The organism is Clostridium sp. CM74B_53 (assembly GCF_036318045.1).
Classification (GTDB): domain Bacteria; phylum Bacillota; class Clostridia; order Lachnospirales; family Lachnospiraceae; genus Pilosibacter.
This window is the reverse complement of sequence record NZ_JAWQDE010000020.1, coordinates 18,145-36,868: the sequence shown is the minus strand read 5'-3', so window position 1 is coordinate 36,868 and position 18,724 is coordinate 18,145. Positions and strand designations below refer to the sequence as shown.

General features: G+C 48.1%; 10 protein-coding genes. 7 read left to right on the top strand and 3 right to left on the bottom strand.

Going from position 1 to position 18,724, the window contains the following annotated elements:
* Positions 1 to 11 precede the first annotated feature (11 nt).
* Both V2546_RS13965 and V2546_RS13960 read left to right on the top strand, forming a co-directional pair.
* Positions 12 to 3,437 carry an InlB B-repeat-containing protein gene (locus V2546_RS13965; protein WP_329752644.1) on the top strand — a complete coding sequence of 1,142 codons (3,426 nt, stop codon included), beginning with the start codon at positions 12 to 14 and terminating at the stop codon, positions 3,435 to 3,437.
* Positions 3,438 to 3,560: 123 nt separating this feature from the next.
* Positions 3,561 to 7,613 (top strand): InlB B-repeat-containing protein, encoded by a 4,053-nt coding sequence (locus V2546_RS13960; protein WP_329752643.1) that lies wholly within the window; start codon positions 3,561 to 3,563, stop codon positions 7,611 to 7,613.
* A 157-nt stretch (positions 7,614 to 7,770) separates the two neighbouring features.
* Here the strand turns inward: V2546_RS13960 and V2546_RS13955 are convergent, their stop codons facing one another.
* The gene (locus V2546_RS13955; RefSeq protein ID WP_118533321.1) at positions 7,771 to 8,202 is read right to left on the bottom strand and encodes a hypothetical protein; all 432 of its coding nucleotides are present in this window, start codon (positions 8,200 to 8,202) and stop codon (positions 7,771 to 7,773) included.
* A 417-nt stretch (positions 8,203 to 8,619) separates the two neighbouring features.
* Here V2546_RS13955 and V2546_RS13950 point away from each other — a divergent pair, with 417 nt between their 5' ends.
* The 4 genes from V2546_RS13950 to V2546_RS13935 all read left to right on the top strand — a co-directional run bounded on the left by V2546_RS13950 (position 8,620) and on the right by V2546_RS13935 (position 12,884).
* The gene (locus V2546_RS13950) at positions 8,620 to 9,129 is read left to right on the top strand and encodes a hypothetical protein (RefSeq protein WP_329752642.1); all 510 of its coding nucleotides are present in this window, start codon (positions 8,620 to 8,622) and stop codon (positions 9,127 to 9,129) included.
* Between the two features lie 25 nt (positions 9,130 to 9,154).
* Positions 9,155 to 9,832 carry a uracil-DNA glycosylase gene (locus tag V2546_RS13945; RefSeq protein ID WP_142412734.1) on the top strand — a complete coding sequence of 226 codons (678 nt, stop codon included), beginning with the start codon at positions 9,155 to 9,157 and terminating at the stop codon, positions 9,830 to 9,832.
* 169 nt (positions 9,833 to 10,001) lie between these two features.
* Complete coding sequence (locus V2546_RS13940; protein ID WP_329752641.1) at positions 10,002 to 10,841, top strand: undecaprenyl-diphosphate phosphatase; 840 nt, start codon at positions 10,002 to 10,004, stop codon at positions 10,839 to 10,841.
* A 366-nt stretch (positions 10,842 to 11,207) separates the two neighbouring features.
* Positions 11,208 to 12,884 carry a trypsin-like peptidase domain-containing protein gene (locus V2546_RS13935; protein ID WP_329752640.1) on the top strand — a complete coding sequence of 559 codons (1,677 nt, stop codon included), beginning with the start codon at positions 11,208 to 11,210 and terminating at the stop codon, positions 12,882 to 12,884.
* A gap of 225 nt (positions 12,885 to 13,109) precedes the next feature.
* Here V2546_RS13935 and gltS read toward each other — a convergent pair whose 3' ends face one another.
* Positions 13,110 to 14,294: a sodium/glutamate symporter gene (gene gltS, locus V2546_RS13930; protein ID WP_118533313.1), complete on the bottom strand. Its 1,185-nt coding sequence runs from the start codon at positions 14,292 to 14,294 to the stop codon at positions 13,110 to 13,112.
* Positions 14,295 to 14,896: 602 nt separating this feature from the next.
* Between gltS and clpX the strand changes: the two genes are divergently transcribed.
* Entirely contained in the window at positions 14,897 to 16,684 is a 1,788-nt protein-coding gene (gene clpX / locus V2546_RS13925; protein ID WP_329752639.1) for an ATP-dependent Clp protease ATP-binding subunit ClpX, read from the top strand.
* Positions 16,685 to 16,730: 46 nt separating this feature from the next.
* Here the strand turns inward: clpX and V2546_RS13920 are convergent, their stop codons facing one another.
* On the bottom strand, positions 16,731 to 18,464 hold the full coding sequence (locus tag V2546_RS13920) for a S8 family peptidase (RefSeq protein WP_215702213.1): 1,734 nt from the start codon (positions 18,462 to 18,464) through the stop codon (positions 16,731 to 16,733).
* Between the last annotated feature and the right edge of the window lie 260 nt (positions 18,465 to 18,724).

The window sequence follows — 18,724 nt, the reverse complement described above, 5'->3', positions numbered from 1 at the left end:
AGAAGGCTGATTTGCCCGATGGTATTTATTTATCCCAGTCAGATGGCGATGATGGAAACACGGGACTAGACAGGGAAAACGCAGTCAAAACGTTTGAGCAGGCTAAGAGCTTGATGGAAGAAAACTCATTTGAACATGTATATCTCTGTGGAAATTATGTGATAGACGGAACAGAAGAATGGGATCTGGACGGAAAAACATTGAACCGTTACGGATTTATAAGCTATATGATCGACCTGAAGGGTGAGAACTCAAATCTTACGCTCAGCAATATCGTGATCGATGCGGAGAACACCATTAAGAATCCGGACGAGAGCGAAACAGGAGATTCGATCATTCAGGCATTTCATGGAGGAAGCCTGACACTGAATGATGGCGCGATCCTGGAAAACAATAATGCCCAGATGATGGGAACAGCTGTATTCGGAATCAATGGATTCAATATGACGATGAATGATGGTGCGGTTATTCAAAACAATACCAACCATAACGTGCATTATGGTGGAGCAGTGACAATCGCAAATAATAGTACATTCACGATGAACGGTGGTCTGATCACTGGAAACACGGCGAACCGCGGTGGTGGTGTAGCGGTTATTGGATCCTCAATGGTCATGAATGGGGGTTCCATTGAGAAAAACAAAACCTACACGATAGGCAGCCAGTTCGGCTATGGCGGAGGAATTTATCTTGCGGACTGGCAGGATATGTCAGGAGTAGGTGAAAATCACAATCAGCTGCTTACTTCATTACCGGCTTCGTTTGTTATGAATGGTGGCGAGATTTCAGAAAATGTGGCTCAAACCTATGGCGGCGGTCTTGTAACGTTCCCCCAGTCAGGAAACAATAGTCCGGAGGTTTCGGTTGAAATCAATAACGGCATAATTGCGGATAATGAGGTGACAGACGGAAGCGGTGGAGCGCTTGCGATGTTTTTCAATAGTACAAAATTCCGTATGAATGGTGGAAAGCTGATAGGAAATAAAGTATCAGACTTTGGCGGTGGGATTTTTATGTACAGTATGAAGGGAACCGGCGAGATCTCAGATGGTCTGCTTTCAGAAAATGAGGCAGCCTTTGGTGGTGGAATCATGGTACAAGATAATACCGAACTTTTCATAAAAGGCGGTACAATTTCCCAAAACCAGGCGAGCGGTACAGGTGGAGGCTATTATATCTGGCGTGGGTCACAGCTACGTCAGACAGGCGGTTCCTGTCAGAAAAATAAAGCAGAAAATGCCGGGGGCGCATATATCTCCCCAAATTGTACATTTACCATGACAGGCGGCGATGTATCTGGCAATAATCCGGGCGATCAGAAAAATACTACGGGTGATGGAATATATGTAAACGGCTTTTTTGAAATGGGAGATTCCGCACAGGTCGCTTCCGACAATGATGTGTATCTTCCGACGGATCATTATATAAAGATGATATCGGAATATACAGGAACAACCAGTGAAGCACCAATCATGATTACGAGTGAGGAAGATCATGTCGAGAACCTCAGCGCAATTGGTACAAAATTAGTATTATATACAAATGAAGCCGGTGGAGCGGAGGCAGCGAAAACGGCTGATCTCGACAGAATCTTTGTTCCAAGTAAAAAAATGCATTCAGGGCTGGCGATAGGAGAAAGCCAGCATGAAACGGACTGGATGACATATATTCCAGGGATAAGAATCCATTATGAGTGGGTAGGAACATGCACGCCGTCTGACGCAAAGCCTCCAGTGGATGATGCGGTTCGCGTTAACAGCGCATATACGGCAAAATCGCAGGAGGAATCAGAAGAGGGATATAAATTTGATGGCTGGTATCTGGATCAGGAACTCACTCAGAAATATGTGGATGGAACGACATTGAGCACAGATACGGTTCTTTATGGAGAGTGGAAAGAAGATCCGGATTCCGCATACGCGATCACGATCACACCGATGGATATTACGGTCTATGTTGGCGGCAATGGATACAAAGGCGTAATCGGATCGGATAACCAATTTGCTTCCAATGATCTGCCTGAGATGGGATATTACCTGACTCTTCCGGCAAACATCAGTCAGGCTCTTCAGGATGAGGGAGCGGGCAGTGATGTGAGCGATCATATCGAACTGACCTACGATGATGGAAATGGAACGACAATAGTATGGAATCTGAAGCTTTATGGAGATGAGGAACACAGCTCCTCAACGCTGAATGGAACAGAGCACCGGATTTATCGGATCCTTCCAGGTAAGGTAAACGGCACGGATGAGACCATTCCGGTCGGTCTGAAATTTATGGCACCGGATGGATCTGTCATTGTCAGCTCTGATTTCCCGGTCAAGGAAAATGATACATTCCGCGACTACAAGGTAGATATTTATTCCGTTAACCTGAATGCGTCTCTTATCCGCGCAAAGATCAAAGTGGGAAATAAGACACTCACTCGGACGGTACGTGCGGGAACTGGAAATTTAAAAGTTCGAGGGAATGTGGAAGAAAAGTTTTCTGACGTGACATATGGAGGACCGAAGCTCGAGCTCGATGCTCCTGAGCGGATTCTCGCAAGTGCCGCACAGCCAGATACGATGTACTTTATTAATAAGGGAAATGTCAAAGTGACAGATCCGTCCGGCGTTCGCCTACTGGTGGATCAGAGTCTGGGCGATGGTTCCCTGGCAGAGTATCTTGATAAGAACGTCAATACAGATGGAAGATTTTCGTATATTTTCAAATACCTTGATCTAGTGGACACCCATAATGGAGACGCGTATGTGACAATGGCAGAGGGACAGAAAATGAATGTCTACTGGCCAGTACCGAAAGACGCGTCCAGAGATTCGGAATTTCGGATCATCCATTTTGAGACGCTTCATCGTGAAAGCAACGTGGATACAGGTGAGCAGTTGAGACAGAATCCACCAACCGAGATTTCATGTGAAAAAATTGTGATTGCTGGAAAGGAGTTTATCACTTTTACGACACATTCATTTTCGCCGTTCGCGCTGCTGTATGAAAAAGGCGGCTCTGGATCCACAGATCAGCCGGTTGATCCGAAACCGGATCCATCGAATCCGGGAACTCCGGTTAAATCACCGAGCAACGCGAACCGATCGGATTCCTCCGATGATTCTGATGACTCTGGTTCTTCAACAACAACGAGAAAGAATCAGACGGTAACTACAAATACCACTACATCGACGAATACAACGGAGACAGATCAGACAGCAGGAGGCACGGATGAGACCAATCTTCCGGGTACTACGGGGGAAAATAACGAGTCTACCTCTGAGACGGTAGAAACAGATGAAACAAAGCTTCCGCAGACAGGACAAACCTGGTGGCCGGTATGGTTGTTGATGATGGCTGGCGGCGCGCTGATTTTTGCGGGTCGGCTGATAAAAAACGGGAAAAGTAAGGGAAAGAAAAGAGGTGATACCATTAAACACAGTTAAACAGAGAACGGAAACGCGAAAGAAGGAAAAAGAGCCAGAAGACGTTAAAAATAAGCAGCATGGAGGAAAGTAAGGATACAGGTCTGCATCCTTACACAGACAGAAGAAAGAAGAGTGTGAATTATGAGAAAGAGATTGTTGGCATGTTTGATGTCTGTCAGCATGGTATTAACTTTAATGTATGGGAACGCTGCTGCCGCGGAGAGTGGTGGACAGCAGAAAAACAAGGAAAGCCAGGAAAACCAGGAAACCCAGGAAATATCAACTTCGAGCAACGCTGACCAGATTGTGGATACCGGCAGTAATGTAAAACCGACCGAAACACAGGCGGCAAAAACACAACGGGCAGTGTATAATGCAGAGAGCAGTGAAAATGTTTATCAGGTTGCTACAACGGAGGAACTAACGCAGGCATTACTTAAAATTGCCAGTAACAGTGATGCAGAAGCGACAATTGAGCTGATAAAGAATGTCACAGTGCCTCAAACGGAAGAAAGTTCAAACGTTACAGAGTTCGGCGTGGATGGAAAGCAAGTCACAGTGTGCAGTGAAGGAGAGACGAAATATAAGCTCAATTTTTTGAGCAGAGGTATCCTGAAGGGAGATTGTACATTTGATAATGTAGACGTAACAGGGTATAAATTGTACTGTAACGGTTACAATACAATTTTCACTGAAGATGGTGAGATCCATTTATCAGGAACACTGTATGGCGGCGGTTATATGGCCACGGTATCCAGCACCCATGTTGTTGTTGCAGCAAGTGGAGATATCAATCCAAGTACATCGAGTGGACTTCATAATGCCATTGGTGGTTCTTATAAGGGGTCCGTTGAAGGCGATACATATCTGGAGATTACTGGTAATATCCAAATGTATAGTGGCAATCATCTTAATCCAGGTTGTGTAACAGGCGATGGCACCAGCGGTGATGGTCAAGATAGTCCAGATGTGTACGTAGGAGGAAACGCCACCTTAATTTATGACAATCCGAATGGAACAACATCTCCAACAATCGAAGGTACTTATGGGTGCGAGATGAAAGGCGATGTTTTACTGGATATTCGTTCTGGCAGAGCGAGCGAAATCTGTGGTACACAGGAATATGTTGATAAGTCCATCATCCGTGGCAATCTGCATATTATTGCTGGCGCAGAGAAATATGAAAATACGGACCACACTCTGAGACTGAATTATAACTGGCCAATCGTGGGAGCTGGAAACCGATTTGCGACTGAGCCGGGAGCGGTCGGTAATTATGAGGTTGACGGAAATATCACGATTGATACTTACGAGAATGTATGGGGATGGGATAGAGGTACTGATCCAACATCGTATGATGTCCCTGAAATCTATGGAGCGATTCGCGGAAACGTCGGTGGAAGTATTACTATTAATGCTCATGGTTCTCATGTGCAAAATATTTTCGGTGCGAGTGATTCAGCAATCCAGGGTTCTGTTGTAATCAACGCAAATAATGTCGAACTAAAAAACAGCTATTATGGTACAAAATATGACGAGGGCTATATTATCGGCTTATGGGAAACTGGAGCCGCAAGTACTGCGCAAGGTCCTGTAATTATTAATATAGACGGTGGTGATGTTGGTCTTGTCATGAATACAGATCAGGATCAGGCACCGACTGGATCGGCAATCAATGTTACAGGCAATCCCAAAATCCGAACTGGTCTGCGCGGAACGCAAGGTTCTTCTTATTCAAAAGAATTTCCTGTTGCGAATGTGTACGCCTGCGAGGCAACAATCCCATTTATCAAGAAAATGTCAGAGGTCAATTTGACGGAGAGAACCAACGTGACTGTCCACAATTTCTCTTATAACGCTGGTTTGAAAGTGGAAGATGGCAGTTCTTTGACCACGGATGAGAATCAGGTTTGGGTCTGGGGCGATACCATTATCGATGGTACCTGGGAACAGAAATACGATAATGCCAGTAATTATAATGATATTTTTGTCAAAGGAACAACTTGTGTTGGTGAAAAAGGATGTCTGATCGATCACGGCACCAGCAACTTGAAAGGTGATGTTACTAACAATGGTATGATAGCGTTGATGGCTCCTGCCTATTTTCAGAGTGACTATACCGCGAATAACGCAGAAATCCGCTGCCCTGCTGTTATCACTAATTATGATGGCACGGAAAACGGAGGAACTATCCCGCTGCAAATTGTTGGAAATTCCTCTGGAGTTACCACTGTTTATACCGTAAAATCAGATGACTGGCAGACACTGTATGCACCAACATTAGGTGATAATTATATTCTTTCCAAGAAAAATGGTGATGCACCGACGCAGGGAACATTTCTGCTCGGAAACGAAGATGCGCTGCAAAAAAACTTGTTCTTAAAACGTGTAGCTGACGCTGATGGAACCGATGCTTATTATATGTGGCAGGTAGCAACAGGCATCTCCGTAGTCTTTGATAAGAATGGTGGTGACACTGACGCTAATCCGCGCATTGCAGCGCAGGAAAAGCAGGCTGGAATTGTCAATCATTTCGATCTGCCAACAACTGAGCCGACTCGTGAGGGCTATACATTTGAGGGATGGAACACGAAAGCCGATGGCACAGGCGATCCATTTACAGCAGCAACGGATGTCACAAAGAGCATGACCGTATATGCTCAGTGGAAATCGGATGGAGTATATTCAGTCACAATCTCTCCGATGGATATCACGAGCTATGTTGGCGGTAATGGCTATTATGGAGTAATCGGTGAGGATGGCAAATTTGCTGAAAATGATCTGCCGGAGATTGGATTTTATCTGACTCTGCCGGATGATGTAAACGCGATGCTAGGAGGCACCGTTGATAATCCAGTAGATTTGAGCAGTAAGTTAAGTCTGACATACGATGATAAAAAAGGAACTACCAGGAGCTGGGAACTTAAACTGTATGGAGATGAAACGATGAGCCATGTTATGGAGAATGGCCGTAGAGTTTATATCTACAAACTACTTCCCAGTAAAATTAACGGTACAGATGAGATAGTGCCTGCCCGTGTACAGTTTACAGGCGCGGATGGTTCCGTCATGGTGGATTCAAAATTTAAAGCACTGTTAAAAGATCAGTTTCGGAACTATAAGATCAGCTTTTACCCAGGTCAGCTTGATGAACAGATATACCAGGTGACAATTACAACTACAGATGGAAGAACACTGACACGTCCGCTTAAGCTCGGAACAGGAACCTTGAAAGTACGCGGAAATACCGATGAAAGTTATCGCGAAATTTCAAATACGGAGCCTTCCGTCGATCCGCAGAACAAAGGTTATCTTCTTGCTGGTACAGCTCAGGACGACACGCAGTATTTCATCAACGATTCTGGTGTCAGCGCGGATTCAACGGGTGTATGTTTGCTGGTAGATCATACTCTGGATGATTCCCTGCTGGCAGCCTATATCAATCAGAATGAAAAAGCGAACGGTAAGTATACGTATCAGTTCCGGTATCTGGATCTGGTGGATACACATAATGGGAATGCCTATGTCACGATGGGAAGTGGTCAGAAAATGAATCTGTACTGGCCGGTTCCGAGTGACGCAAAAGCAGACTCAGAGTTCCATATCATTCATTTTAAAGGACTTGAACGTGAGAGCAATGAGGATATCAACGATTTGTTGACAACCGATATCCCGGAAGAACTGGACTGTGAAAAGGTCACGATTGATGGAGTGGATTTCGTGAAATTCTCCACGGAATCATTTTCGCCGTTCGCGCTGCTGTATGAAAAAGGCGGCTCTGGATCCACAGATCAGCCGGTTGATCCGAAACCGGATCCATCGAATCCGACAACTCCGGTTAAATCACCGAGCAACGCGGACAAACAGTCACCGAGCAACGCGAACCGATCGGATTCCTCCGATGATTCTGATGACTCTGGTTCTTCAACAACAACGAGAAAGAATCAGACGGTAACTACAAATACCACTACATCGACGAATACAACGGAGACAGATCAGACAGCAGGAGGCACGGATGAGACCAATCTTCCGGGTACTACGGGGGAAAATAACGAGTCTACCTCTGAGACGGTAGAAACAGATGAAACAAAGCTTCCGCAGACAGGACAAACCTGGTGGCCGGTATGGTTGTTGATGATGGCTGGCGGCGCACTGATTTTTGCGGGTCGGTCATTGAAGAAACGCGAGAAATAAATAAAATGCAGAGAGGGAGATCGCATATTTGAGATACTATGCGATCTCCCTTTTTACAGAAAAGAAAACATAAAAAAAGGCTATCATGAAAAGCAAATTTTTGGTAGGAACCGGCCTTATCATGATTGCGGCGGCCTTATGTCACAGGTTAAGTGAGTCAAAGAAATTTCTTCATATGATTTCTGAGATTTTCTTCCATCCCGGTGAGCTCGTCCGCGAGTTCCATGGCGGCCTTTGAGGCACCGGAATACTGATTTTTATAACCGCATATGGTCTTGATCCCCATATTACAACCGTCAGTGACAATACTGGCGGCTTCTTTGTCTCCGCCTTTTGCCATCATCCTCATTTCTGTGGACATCCAGGACCAGGCGGATGCCATTTTGCCCGGCTCTTTTCCCTGTTCTTCCATGGCACGCAATGTCTTTTTGATCCTCAGATCGAGATCCTGGTGCTTTTCATAGCTCGCAGTGATCTCATTCCATAATCCCTGATCGGAAACAAAATCCCGGATCTGTTCCAGACTCTCCGCCGCCATCGCGCATCCGGAATCGCATTCCCGGAGCAGATCGACTGTGTGTTCTTCCATTGTGATCATCCTTTCTATTAAGAAGGTTTTACAGGTCAGCTTCCGTGTGACGGATGATAAAAAATCCGTCATGGATCAGGCTGATCCGTATATATGAAAAGTATGGGAAAGACAGAAGAAAAATATACATTTTGTTATGGGCAGGAAGTGAAAGCGGATCGGGAATCTCTTTGAAAAATGCAGACGGAATTTCGGACATGCGGCTTTGTGCGGAGAAATTTACGGATCGGGCTCCGGTATGGACAGAAAAATTTAAGAAAATTAAAAATAAAGAGAAAAATGGATCAGTTGAATCAAGAACCTATTTATGTTATGATGGTAACGGTCGACAAAAAATGGCAGAAAATAGAAATACAGCGCGAAAAAGAAGTGCCGGTCCGGCGGAGCGCAGTTTCTGCCAGATATTGGAGGAAACATTTGGAAAAGACAGAAGCAGAGAAGATCCTGAGGGAAAAACTGGGATCCGCGGAGAAGATCCTTGTCGGGATCGGCTCTGAATGGAAGAAGAAAGAAGGCGCGGAGGAAGAGGAAATCCTCCATGCGGCTGAACAATTAAAGAAGTTTCTGGATGGAAAAGACTACTATATGATCACGTCCCTGGCAGACGAGGACGCAAAAAGACTCCCGTTTGATGCCGGACATATCGCGGTCCCGCACAGCGTATCCTTTACGGAAGAAATCTGGAAATCGTACACGCTGTGGCTTTCCTGCACCTTAAACAGGAATACGGTGCTTCTGGAGCTCGGGGAGAATTATAAAGATCCGTCCCTGATCCGCTGGCCGTTTGAGAAGACGGCGATGTTAAACAATAAGGCGTATCTGTTCCGTGTCCATAAGATCTTTTCGCAGATTCCGGAAGAACTGGCCGGAAAATCATGTCCGGTGGCGGAATCATCCGTGAAATTTGCGGAAGAGTTTTTCGACTGATGTATCAATACTACAAGGAGGAAATATGGCTGCGATCGCAAATGACTGGTTAGCCCCGATGAGCGGGGAATTCAAAAAGCCGTATTACAGAAAATTGTATGAGACCGTAAAGAACGAGTACGAGACAAAGGAGGTCTACCCGGCGCCGGATGACATCTTCAACGCGTTCGCGTTCACGCCTCTCGCCAAAGTAAAAGTCGTGATCCTGGGACAGGACCCGTACCATGAGCCGGGGCAGGCCCACGGGCTGAGCTTCTCCGTGAAGCCGTCGGTGGAGATCCCGCCGTCTCTCGTAAACATTTATAAAGAGCTTCATGAGGACTGCGGCTGTTATATCCCGAATAACGGGTATTTAAAGAAGTGGGCCGACCAGGGCGTCATGCTCCTGAACACGGTCCTCACAGTCCGCGCCCATGCGGCAAACTCCCACAAGAATATCGGCTGGGAGGAATTCACGGACGCCGCGATTCGCATCTTAAATGAACAGGACCGCCCGATGGTGTTCATCCTCTGGGGACGCCCGGCGCAGATGAAAAAACCGATGCTGACGAACCCGAAGCACCTGATCCTCGAGTCACCGCACCCGAGCCCGCTGTCCGCCTACCGCGGATTTTTCGGCAGCCGTCCGTTCAGCAAGACAAATAAGTTCTTAAAAGAACACGGCCTGGAGCCGATCGACTGGCAGATCGAAAACGCCAACTAGCAATCTGGCGTGCGTCAGCGGGTTCGGAAAAATGCGCCGCAAGCTTGCTTGCAGAAGCATTTTTTTGAACCTGTTGACATAGGGCGGATGCCCGAAGCTTCTTGTTTTCATGACAATGAAAACAAGAAGACCACACGCTATATTCAAAATATAAAGCATAGGAGTGAATATGAGTAATTTTATTGAATTTCTGAAGATCATCGTATTCGGTGTCGTAGAAGGTTTCACCGAATGGCTTCCGATCAGCAGTACCGGACACCTGATCCTGGTGGAAAATATCGTCCACCTCAACGTCTCTGAGGACTTTATGAACGTGTTCCGCGTTGTGATCCAGTTAGGTGCGATCCTGGCCGTCCTGGTCCTGTATTTCAGACGGCTGAACCCGTTTGATCCGGGAAAGAAACCGGCACAGAAACGTGCAACCTGGCACTTATGGTTCAAGATCGTGATCGCGTGTCTCCCGGCGGCTGTCATCGGAATCCTGTTTGATGATGTTCTGGATAAGTACCTCTACAATCCGTATGTTGTAGCGGCAATGCTGATCATCTACGGTGTGATCTTCATCGCATTTGAGAACCACAATCAGTATGCGGAGGCGCGGGTAAAGAAGGTCTCCCAGATCAGCTACCAGACCGCCTTCTATATCGGTTTATTCCAGCTTCTCGCCCTGGTCCCGGGTACATCGAGATCCGGCGCGACGATCCTCGGCGCGATGATGCTCGGCTGCTCCAGAACAGTAGCATCCGAGTTCACCTTCTTCCTTGGAATTCCGGTCATGTTCGGCGCCAGCCTCTTAAAGATCGTTCACTACGGACTCGCATTCTCCGCGATGGAACTCTTATTCATGGTGGCAGCGATGGTGATCGCGTTCATCGTTTCCATGTATTCGATCCAGTTTTTACTTGGATATGTCAAGAAACATGACTTCAAGTTCTTCGGATATTACCGTATCGTCCTTGGCGTGATCGTCCTGATCTACTTCGGACTGACTGCGATCCTTGCAAAATAGATCCTGTATTGTTAAAAAAAACATTCATATGAAATCCCGGGCTGTATGAGGAATGGCTGATCTCCTTATATAGCCCGGGATTTCCTGTTTCATAGGAAATTCCTATAGAACGTCCGGTTAAACGAAAAGACACTGTGTACAGAAATGTGATTCCATTTCACAGAACTATCCATGATTCATCACACTTTCATCACAATTCACTGGTACACTATGTCATGTAGTTGAGGGGAAGGAAAAAAGAGATCCCTTAAATACGAAAGACAAGATCTGAAAGCATCTGGCAGACAGGTTTTCCGAAGAAAGGCTGATCCGGATGCAGAAGAAATGATCAGAAATATCACTCGTTACAGAAAGGAGATACCTGTTATGTATGATGAAAATAAATGGAACGAAATGAACAATGAAAATGAAAAGAAGGACGGCGGGGAGCCGGTAAATGCGCAGAACGCTCAGAACGCACAGCAGCCGCAGAACCGCCCGCAGGATGCACAGCAGTCCCAGGGACAGAGCGAACACACCGGAAGACAGATCTACGGAAGACTCGGCGGTGCTCAGAGCGGTCAGCCATATAACGGAAATGCCCAGAATCAGAACCAGAACGGTTCCTACTACGGCGGACAGCAGCATCAGCAGTATTACGGAAACCAGAACCAGTACACAAACCCGTATCAGCAGTATGATTACTACCAGGGACATGGACAGAATCCGAATCAGAACGGAAACAGCCACCATGCTCCGAAGAAGAACCAGCATATGAAGACAGCGGCTCTCGTCACAGCGGCGGCACTTCTCTTCGGTGTTGTCTCCGGAGGTACGATGTACGGAGTCAACCGTGCGGCGAACACCCTGTTCCCGTACCAGAGTTCCCAGGCGAGCGCTTCCAGCGAGACGATCGGTCAGACTTCCCAGGTCCCGGCGGCGAACACCTCCACATCATCCAGCAACGGTGTTGTTATTGAGGATGTATCCGCGATCGTGGATGCGACACTTCCGTCCGTTGTATCGATCACGAATACCCAGCTCTACCAGAGCAACAGCTGGTTCGGACCGTCCCAGACTTACGAAGTTCCGAGCAGCGGTTCCGGCATCATCGTCGGACAGAATGACTCAGAGCTTCTGATCGTCACAAACAACCACGTTGTCAGCGACACCGAAGGTCTTACGGTCACATTCGCAGATGAGAGTACCGCAGATGCAGCGATCAAGGGAACCGATTCTGAGGCAGACCTCGCAGTGATCGCTGTTCCGCTCGACAGCATCTCCGCTGACACAAAGAGCAAGATCAAAGCGGCAACACTCGGTGATTCCGACTCCTTAAAGATGGGCCAGGGCGTGATCGCGATCGGCAATGCACTTGGACTTGGCCAGAGCGTCACAGTCGGACATGTCAGTGCATTAAACAGAGAGATCAACGTTGACGATACCACAAAGACCGTGATTCAGACAGATGCAGCCATCAACCCGGGCAACAGCGGCGGAGCTCTTTTAAACTCCAAAGGTGAGGTCATCGGTATCAATGAAGCAAAGTATGCAGATACAAGTGTTGAGGGCGTCGGCTATGCGATCCCGATCTCCAAAGCAAAAGCGATCATCGATGATCTGATGACAAGAACCACAAAGATCGCCGTTTCCGAATCAGAACAGGGCTATCTCGGGATCCAGTTACGGAACATCGACGAGTCCATGGCAAAGATGTACGGAATGCCGCAGGGCGTCTATGTTTACAAGATCATGGAAGACTCCGTAGCAGCAGGATCTGACCTTCATGAGAAAGACATCATCACAAAGTTAGACGGTGAGAAGATCTCCAACTATGCAGACCTTGCAAAGCTTTTAACTTACTATAAATCCGGTGATACTGTAACTCTTACCGTACAGTCTCTTGTCAACGGCAGCTACCAGGAGAGAGAAGTCCAGGTAACCTTAAAGAACCGTCCGGCAGAAGCTGACAATGGAAACAGCCAGGATCAGAGCCAGAGCCAGGATCAGAGCCAGAGCCAGGATCAGAAACCGGCACAGAGCCAGTCAAAGATCGGCAAATAAAACAGAAACAGAACAGGATCTGCAGCCCGCAGATTAAGGCGGGAGGCAGAAAGAAAAGATAAAAAGCAGGAGCGCCATCCGGATCCATCCGAACAGGCGCTCCTGCTTTTTGCTATCCGGTCTGGGAACCGGCAGCGGGGAAGGTTTGGTATAGAGGTTTTTCCCTGCGCGGTGAAAACACAGGAGCCGCGGCAGGAATCTATCAGAAATTCCTGAAGATGGAATTTACAGGAAATTCATGAATGTCGTCAGTACCATGGAGTTGAAGAAGTCTACAAACAGACTTCCGACAAGCGGTACGATGAAGAATGCTCTCGGAGCTGCACCGTAGCGCTCAACGAGTGCTCTCATGTTTGCCATAGCGTTCGGGGTAGCGCCCATGCCGAAGCCGCAGAAAGCGGTGGTCATAGCAGCTGCCTCGTAGTCACGTCCCATCACGTTGAATACAACGAAGTTTGCGTACAGGAACATGACAACGGTCTGGACAAGAAGAATGACGATCATCGGAAGAGCGAGCGCTGCTAACTGCCAGAGCTTTAAGCTCATCATTGCCATGGAAAGGAACAGATTTAAGGAGAGTCCGCCGAGGGCATCGATCTCAACCATCGGAAGTTCTTTGTTCTGGACATCCCAGATATTGCGGATCGCTGCTGCTGCGAGCATAGCGCCGATGTAAGTCGGGAATGTCAGGTGGCATACATCTTTGAAGAAGGTGAAAATAAGAGTACCGAGACCGATGGCAACCGCTAAAAACATTGCGGATGTTGTGAATTTCTGACCATCAACGGCCGGCATAACCTCAGCTGTCTCGTTGCCTTCCTCAGCTGCTGTGGATTTCAAGTGGAGTTTTTCAACACGGGCGCGGGCGATCGGGCCGCCCATCATGCTTCCGGATACAAGTCCGTATGTAGCTGCCGCGAGAGCAACAGTGGTAGCGCCGACAACGGCATAATCCGTCTCAAGAAGCGGTCCGAAGGAACCGGATGTTCCGTGTCCTCCTACTAACGGCATGGAACCCATACATAAACCGAGCAGCGGGTTTAAACCAAAGGCTGCTGCGAGTCCGCTGCCGACTGCGTCCTGGATGACACAGATCGCGACCGCGAGACCGAGGAACATGAATACCTGGATGCCGCCTTTCTTTAAGAGACGGAAGCAGGCTGTGAATCCGACGCTGCAGAAGAAGATCGTCATGAAGACACTCTGTAATGTCGTGTCAAAGGAAAGTTCCAGGATCCCGGCTGCATATAATGCCAGGTGAGCCAGCGCAAATACGATACCGCCGGCAACCGGTGCCGGGATGCAGTACTTGCTTAAGAATGAAAGTTTGTTGACCATGAGTCGTCCGAGACAATAGACGAGTGCGCCGAGAGCGCAGGCCTGATACATGTCGAGCTGTAAAGTAATCATAAGATACCCCCTCTTATTTTTTGGTAATTGTTCAATTATGCAAAAATCTGTGCAGGGAGACGAACGGAAAATTTGCATCCATAAACATCTCTGTGTACAAGCTGCACAAAAACCTGAACTTATCACCAATTTTTTGCTACAATTTCATCATAAAACCTCACTACAAAAAAATTCAAAAAAATACAGGGAGGAAGATTCAGATAGCGCTAAGCAAAAAAGCACATCTGTCTGGAACTTTGCGGCAGGCTTTTTGTTGCGAGTCCTGCGGATTTGCATTATAATAGTGGATAATTCGTAATCATTCAGTAGGTCTGCGCACTTGCTGCGCTGACCGTAATAAAACACAGGCTTGAAGGCAAAAATCCCATCGGCGAAGCCGATTTAAAATGGATTTTTGCTCGTAACTTGCCATGCATCCGAAAGGAAGCTCCGGGGGAGGTTCCTGTAGGTGTGAGGGCACTGAACAGTTACGGTAATTCTGAAAAATTCAGAAAGAAAAAAGATTCCGTGGATTTTGAGCGCATTTTGCAGAAAAAAGAGCGTATGTGGTGGCTGCGAAAATACGGGATATTTGCAACGATAGAAAGATCAGGAGAAATACATTGGAAGACAACAGAAATAACGGATATGAAAAAGTCTGCTGCATGTGCAGACGGACGGAGAACCAGGCGGGAAAGATGATCACACTGCCGGGCGGACTGAACGTGTGCAGGGACTGCATGCAGAGATCGTTTGACATGATGATGGGAAGCGGTATGGACTGGACAAAGATGTCCGGGATCACGCCGGAAATGTTGAAAAATATGTATCTGAATCCGATGGGAAGCGGAAATGGAGCGCAGAAGCCCGAGAACGCCGGAGCTGCTTCGGGCAAGAAAGACGCTGTGAGCGGAGCGGAAAAAACGGTTGGGGTTTCTGAAGCCGCTGAAATGAGCACAGAAAGCGGGAACGGAACGGTTCTGGGAGATACTGGTGTGATCAGAAAGGCGGAAAAACAGGATTCTGAGGATGATCTGGATGAAGCAGACGGTGTAAATACAGAATCTGATGAAGACAATGAGCAGACCGTCGTGGATGCTGACGAGACCGGGGATGGCGATGATTTCGAGGAAGACGGTGAAGAGGCAGAAGGAATTCCACTTGGGAATATCTTCGGAATTCCGGTAGGTCAGATCGACCTCGGCGCCCTCATGGGACAGAGCCATAAGCGAAAGAAAAAGAAGAAAAAAGTAAAAAAAGAACTGTTTAAGCTCAGTGAGATCCCGGCACCCCATGCGATCAAGGCGCAGCTCGACGAGTATGTGATCGGTCAGGAGCAGGCGAAAAAGGCGATCTCCGTCGCGGTCTACAACCACTATAAGCGTGTATTCTCAAGGACATCCCCGGATGCTGAGAAATACGGAACAGATGTTGAGATCGAAAAGTCCAACATTCTGATGATCGGACCCACCGGAAGCGGTAAGACCTATCTTGTAAAGACTCTCGCAAAGCTTCTCGATGTGCCGCTTGCCATCGCGGATGCCACATCCTTAACAGAGGCCGGTTATATCGGTGACGATATCGAGAGCGTTCTCACAAAGCTTCTCGCGGCGGCGGGCGGCGATATCCAGAAGGCGGAGATGGGGATCGTATTCATCGATGAGATCGATAAGATCGCGAAGAAGAAGTCCACGAATACCCGCGATGTCAGCGGTGAGTCTGTTCAGCAGGAGCTCTTAAAGCTTCTTGAGGGAGCGGATGTGGAAGTCCCGGTCGGAACAGGGCAGAAGAATGCCATGACTCCGATGGAAATGGTCAACACGGACAATATCCTCTTTATCTGCGGAGGTGCGTTCCCGGATCTTGAAACGATCATCAAGGAGCGCCTGACGAACACAACGTCCATCGGATTCGGCTCCGACCCGAAAGACAAGTACGATAAGGATCCGGACATTCTCTCAAAGGTCACAAACCAGGATCTCAGGGAGTTCGGAATGATCCCGGAGTTCCTCGGAAGACTTCCGGTGACAGTGACACTCCAGGGACTCACGAAGGACTTCCTGGTGCGGATCTTAAAGGAGCCGAAGAATGCGATCTTAAAGCAGTACCGGAAGCTTCTCGCGATGGATGAAGTCAACTTAAACTTTGATGATGACGCATTGGAATGGATCGCGGAACAGGCTTTAAAGAAAGACACCGGTGCGAGAGCGCTCCGGGCGATCATCGAGGAGTTCATGCTCGATATCATGTTCGAGATCCCGAAGGACCCGGAGATCGGTTCTGTGACGATCACCCGCGCGTATCTGGAAAAACATGGCGGCCCACGGATCGAGATGCGGGAGTATTCTACGGCGGACAAGAAGGCGGTTGCTCTGCCGGGGCCGACGGAAGCCTGTTACAAAGCTGAATAAATATGAATCCTGCTGATAGTGTCTGCACGGCATCGGATGTTATAAATTAAAGGTTTCTGAGATGTAAAAAAGCTTCATACAGATCCAGCGTTCCATATCCGAACTCACGGTTCGGGTATGTGAGCGCTGGATTTCTTTGTGCCCCACGGACGAAGATGGACTTTAGCACCGGCGTGTTGAGATACGGATAATTTGCATTGAGGACGCCCCAGTTCAACAGGATCGCCGCGGCACCGGCGAGGTGGGCGGCGGAGACGGAGGTGCCGGACATTCTTGTGAGACGTCTTCCTGAGACGGACGCGCCTAAGATGTTGACACCCGGGGCAGCGAGGTCCGGCTTTATCCGGCCGGACAGGCTGTAGCCGCGGCTGGCGTGGATGTAGATGCTGTTTTTGGTGTGGTCGTAGGCGGTGACAGTGATGGGATACCGGGCATTTCCGGGATCTGTGATGATCGTATCGGGATCCGGGCGGAGAAAATAGGTCTCATCGGTGATAAAGCCCCGGACCGGCAGCCAGAGATGAAAGGTCTCACGGATGTCCAGAGAGTTCCGTATCAGGATCCGCCAGATCCCGGACATGGGGTTTTCGAAGCGCATAAAGATAAACTGGCTTCCGGCGCTCACATCGGCGATCTGGGTGTAGACTGTGATCTGGGTCTGTTCCAGGAGAAAGGACACCGTGTTCTCGCCCCGGAGCGGAACGGAAATCTCCCGCGCAACTTCGCCGGTCGGTGAGATAAAGCCTACCGTGTAGACACCCATGTTCTCTGCCCAAAGTTCCATGGAAAAACCGGCTTCCCGTTCCCCCACCCGCAGCTCCGCGGTGACTTCATCCGTGCTTGCGTCCATGACAGCCCGGAAGTGATGTCTTGCCCCGGTCTCGTTCCCGGCAGCGGTGATGACGGCGGAACCGTTAGAAAGGCTGACCTGGTTTAAATACTGCCCGAGGCGGCTCATTCCCATGTGGCTTCCTATATTGGTGCCGAGAGGAATGCAGACGACGAGGGGCATGGAGTATTTTCTGGCGAGAAAATAGAGATAGGAGACGCCCATCATGATATCGTTTTCCTGGTAGGCCTCTGCCCCGTCCTGGATCAGGTAGAAGTCACGGAGATACTGCTTGGCGGGTTTTAATTTCACCATGGCGATGGATGCCTGCGGTGCCGCCCCGGAAAATCCCGCCCGTTCATCCCGGTTCCCGGCGGCAATGGAAGCGAGAAATGTTCCATGTCCGTTTTCGTCCCGGGTGGGGACGATGGAGGCGGGATTGTCGGAGTTCAGGGCCAGGTTGATCTCATCGGCAGTGTATTGCGTGCCGTAGAGAGCTGAGAAGGCAGAAAATGGTTTTACAGTTTCATTCTCTATATTGTTAGAATTATCTGAATTATTTGTCTGGTCCCATATCCCAATAATTCTTGTACTTCCATCTACATTCCGAAACAGCGAATCTGTATAATTGATCCCCGTATCCACAAATCCCACAATAACTCCCGCGCCCTGATTGTTCAGCACCGGAAGCTCCCCCGCTGGCGTGATCCCGGCAGCATCCATACTTGTGACATCCAGAAGACTATATAGCTTCGGAACTGCCGAATATGTATAGGAAGTATAAGTAGAAGGTGTCACCGTGGAGAGCGGAACATAGACGACCGCCAGTGTAGAATTCACAAAATCAATGCAGTCTGTCCCCTGTGAACGAATAAACTCTTCAGGTGTAGTAAAATAAGGCGCGATAAAATCCGCAAAATCTTCCGACGCGACAGAATTTGTACATGACATGGCTGATACTCCGCAGAAAATGGTTCATACTATATATGTATATGAGGGACAAGGGCACATGTTCCCAAAAAAAATTACAGGATCAGAAAACGGGAAGAGGAACGAGAGGCGTAAATGAAATGGGTAAGAAAACGTGTGAAAATGGCGCCGCGGTCTGACCGTGAAATAAGAAATATATGGACGGACCCTTTAAAATGTTGTAATATAAGGATATCTGTGAAAGTATGCAATCATGTAAGATAGAAAAGAAAGGGGAATCG

Excerpts from the sequence above, each read along its gene's own strand:
- V2546_RS13940 (WP_329752641.1), top strand. The coding sequence starts at position 10,002 with ATGAGTAATTTTATTGAATTTCTGAAGATCATCGTATTCGGTGTCGTA.
- V2546_RS13955 (WP_118533321.1), bottom strand. The coding sequence starts at position 8,202 with ATGGAAGAACACACAGTCGATCTGCTCCGGGAATGCGATTCCGGATGC.
- V2546_RS13945 (WP_142412734.1), top strand. The coding sequence starts at position 9,155 with ATGGCTGCGATCGCAAATGACTGGTTAGCCCCGATGAGCGGGGAATTC.
- V2546_RS13960 (WP_329752643.1), top strand. The coding sequence starts at position 3,561 with ATGAGAAAGAGATTGTTGGCATGTTTGATGTCTGTCAGCATGGTATTA.
- V2546_RS13920 (WP_215702213.1), bottom strand. The coding sequence starts at position 18,464 with ATGTCATGTACAAATTCTGTCGCGTCGGAAGATTTTGCGGATTTTATC.
- gltS (WP_118533313.1), bottom strand. The coding sequence starts at position 14,294 with ATGATTACTTTACAGCTCGACATGTATCAGGCCTGCGCTCTCGGCGCA.
- V2546_RS13935 (WP_329752640.1), top strand. The coding sequence starts at position 11,208 with ATGTATGATGAAAATAAATGGAACGAAATGAACAATGAAAATGAAAAG.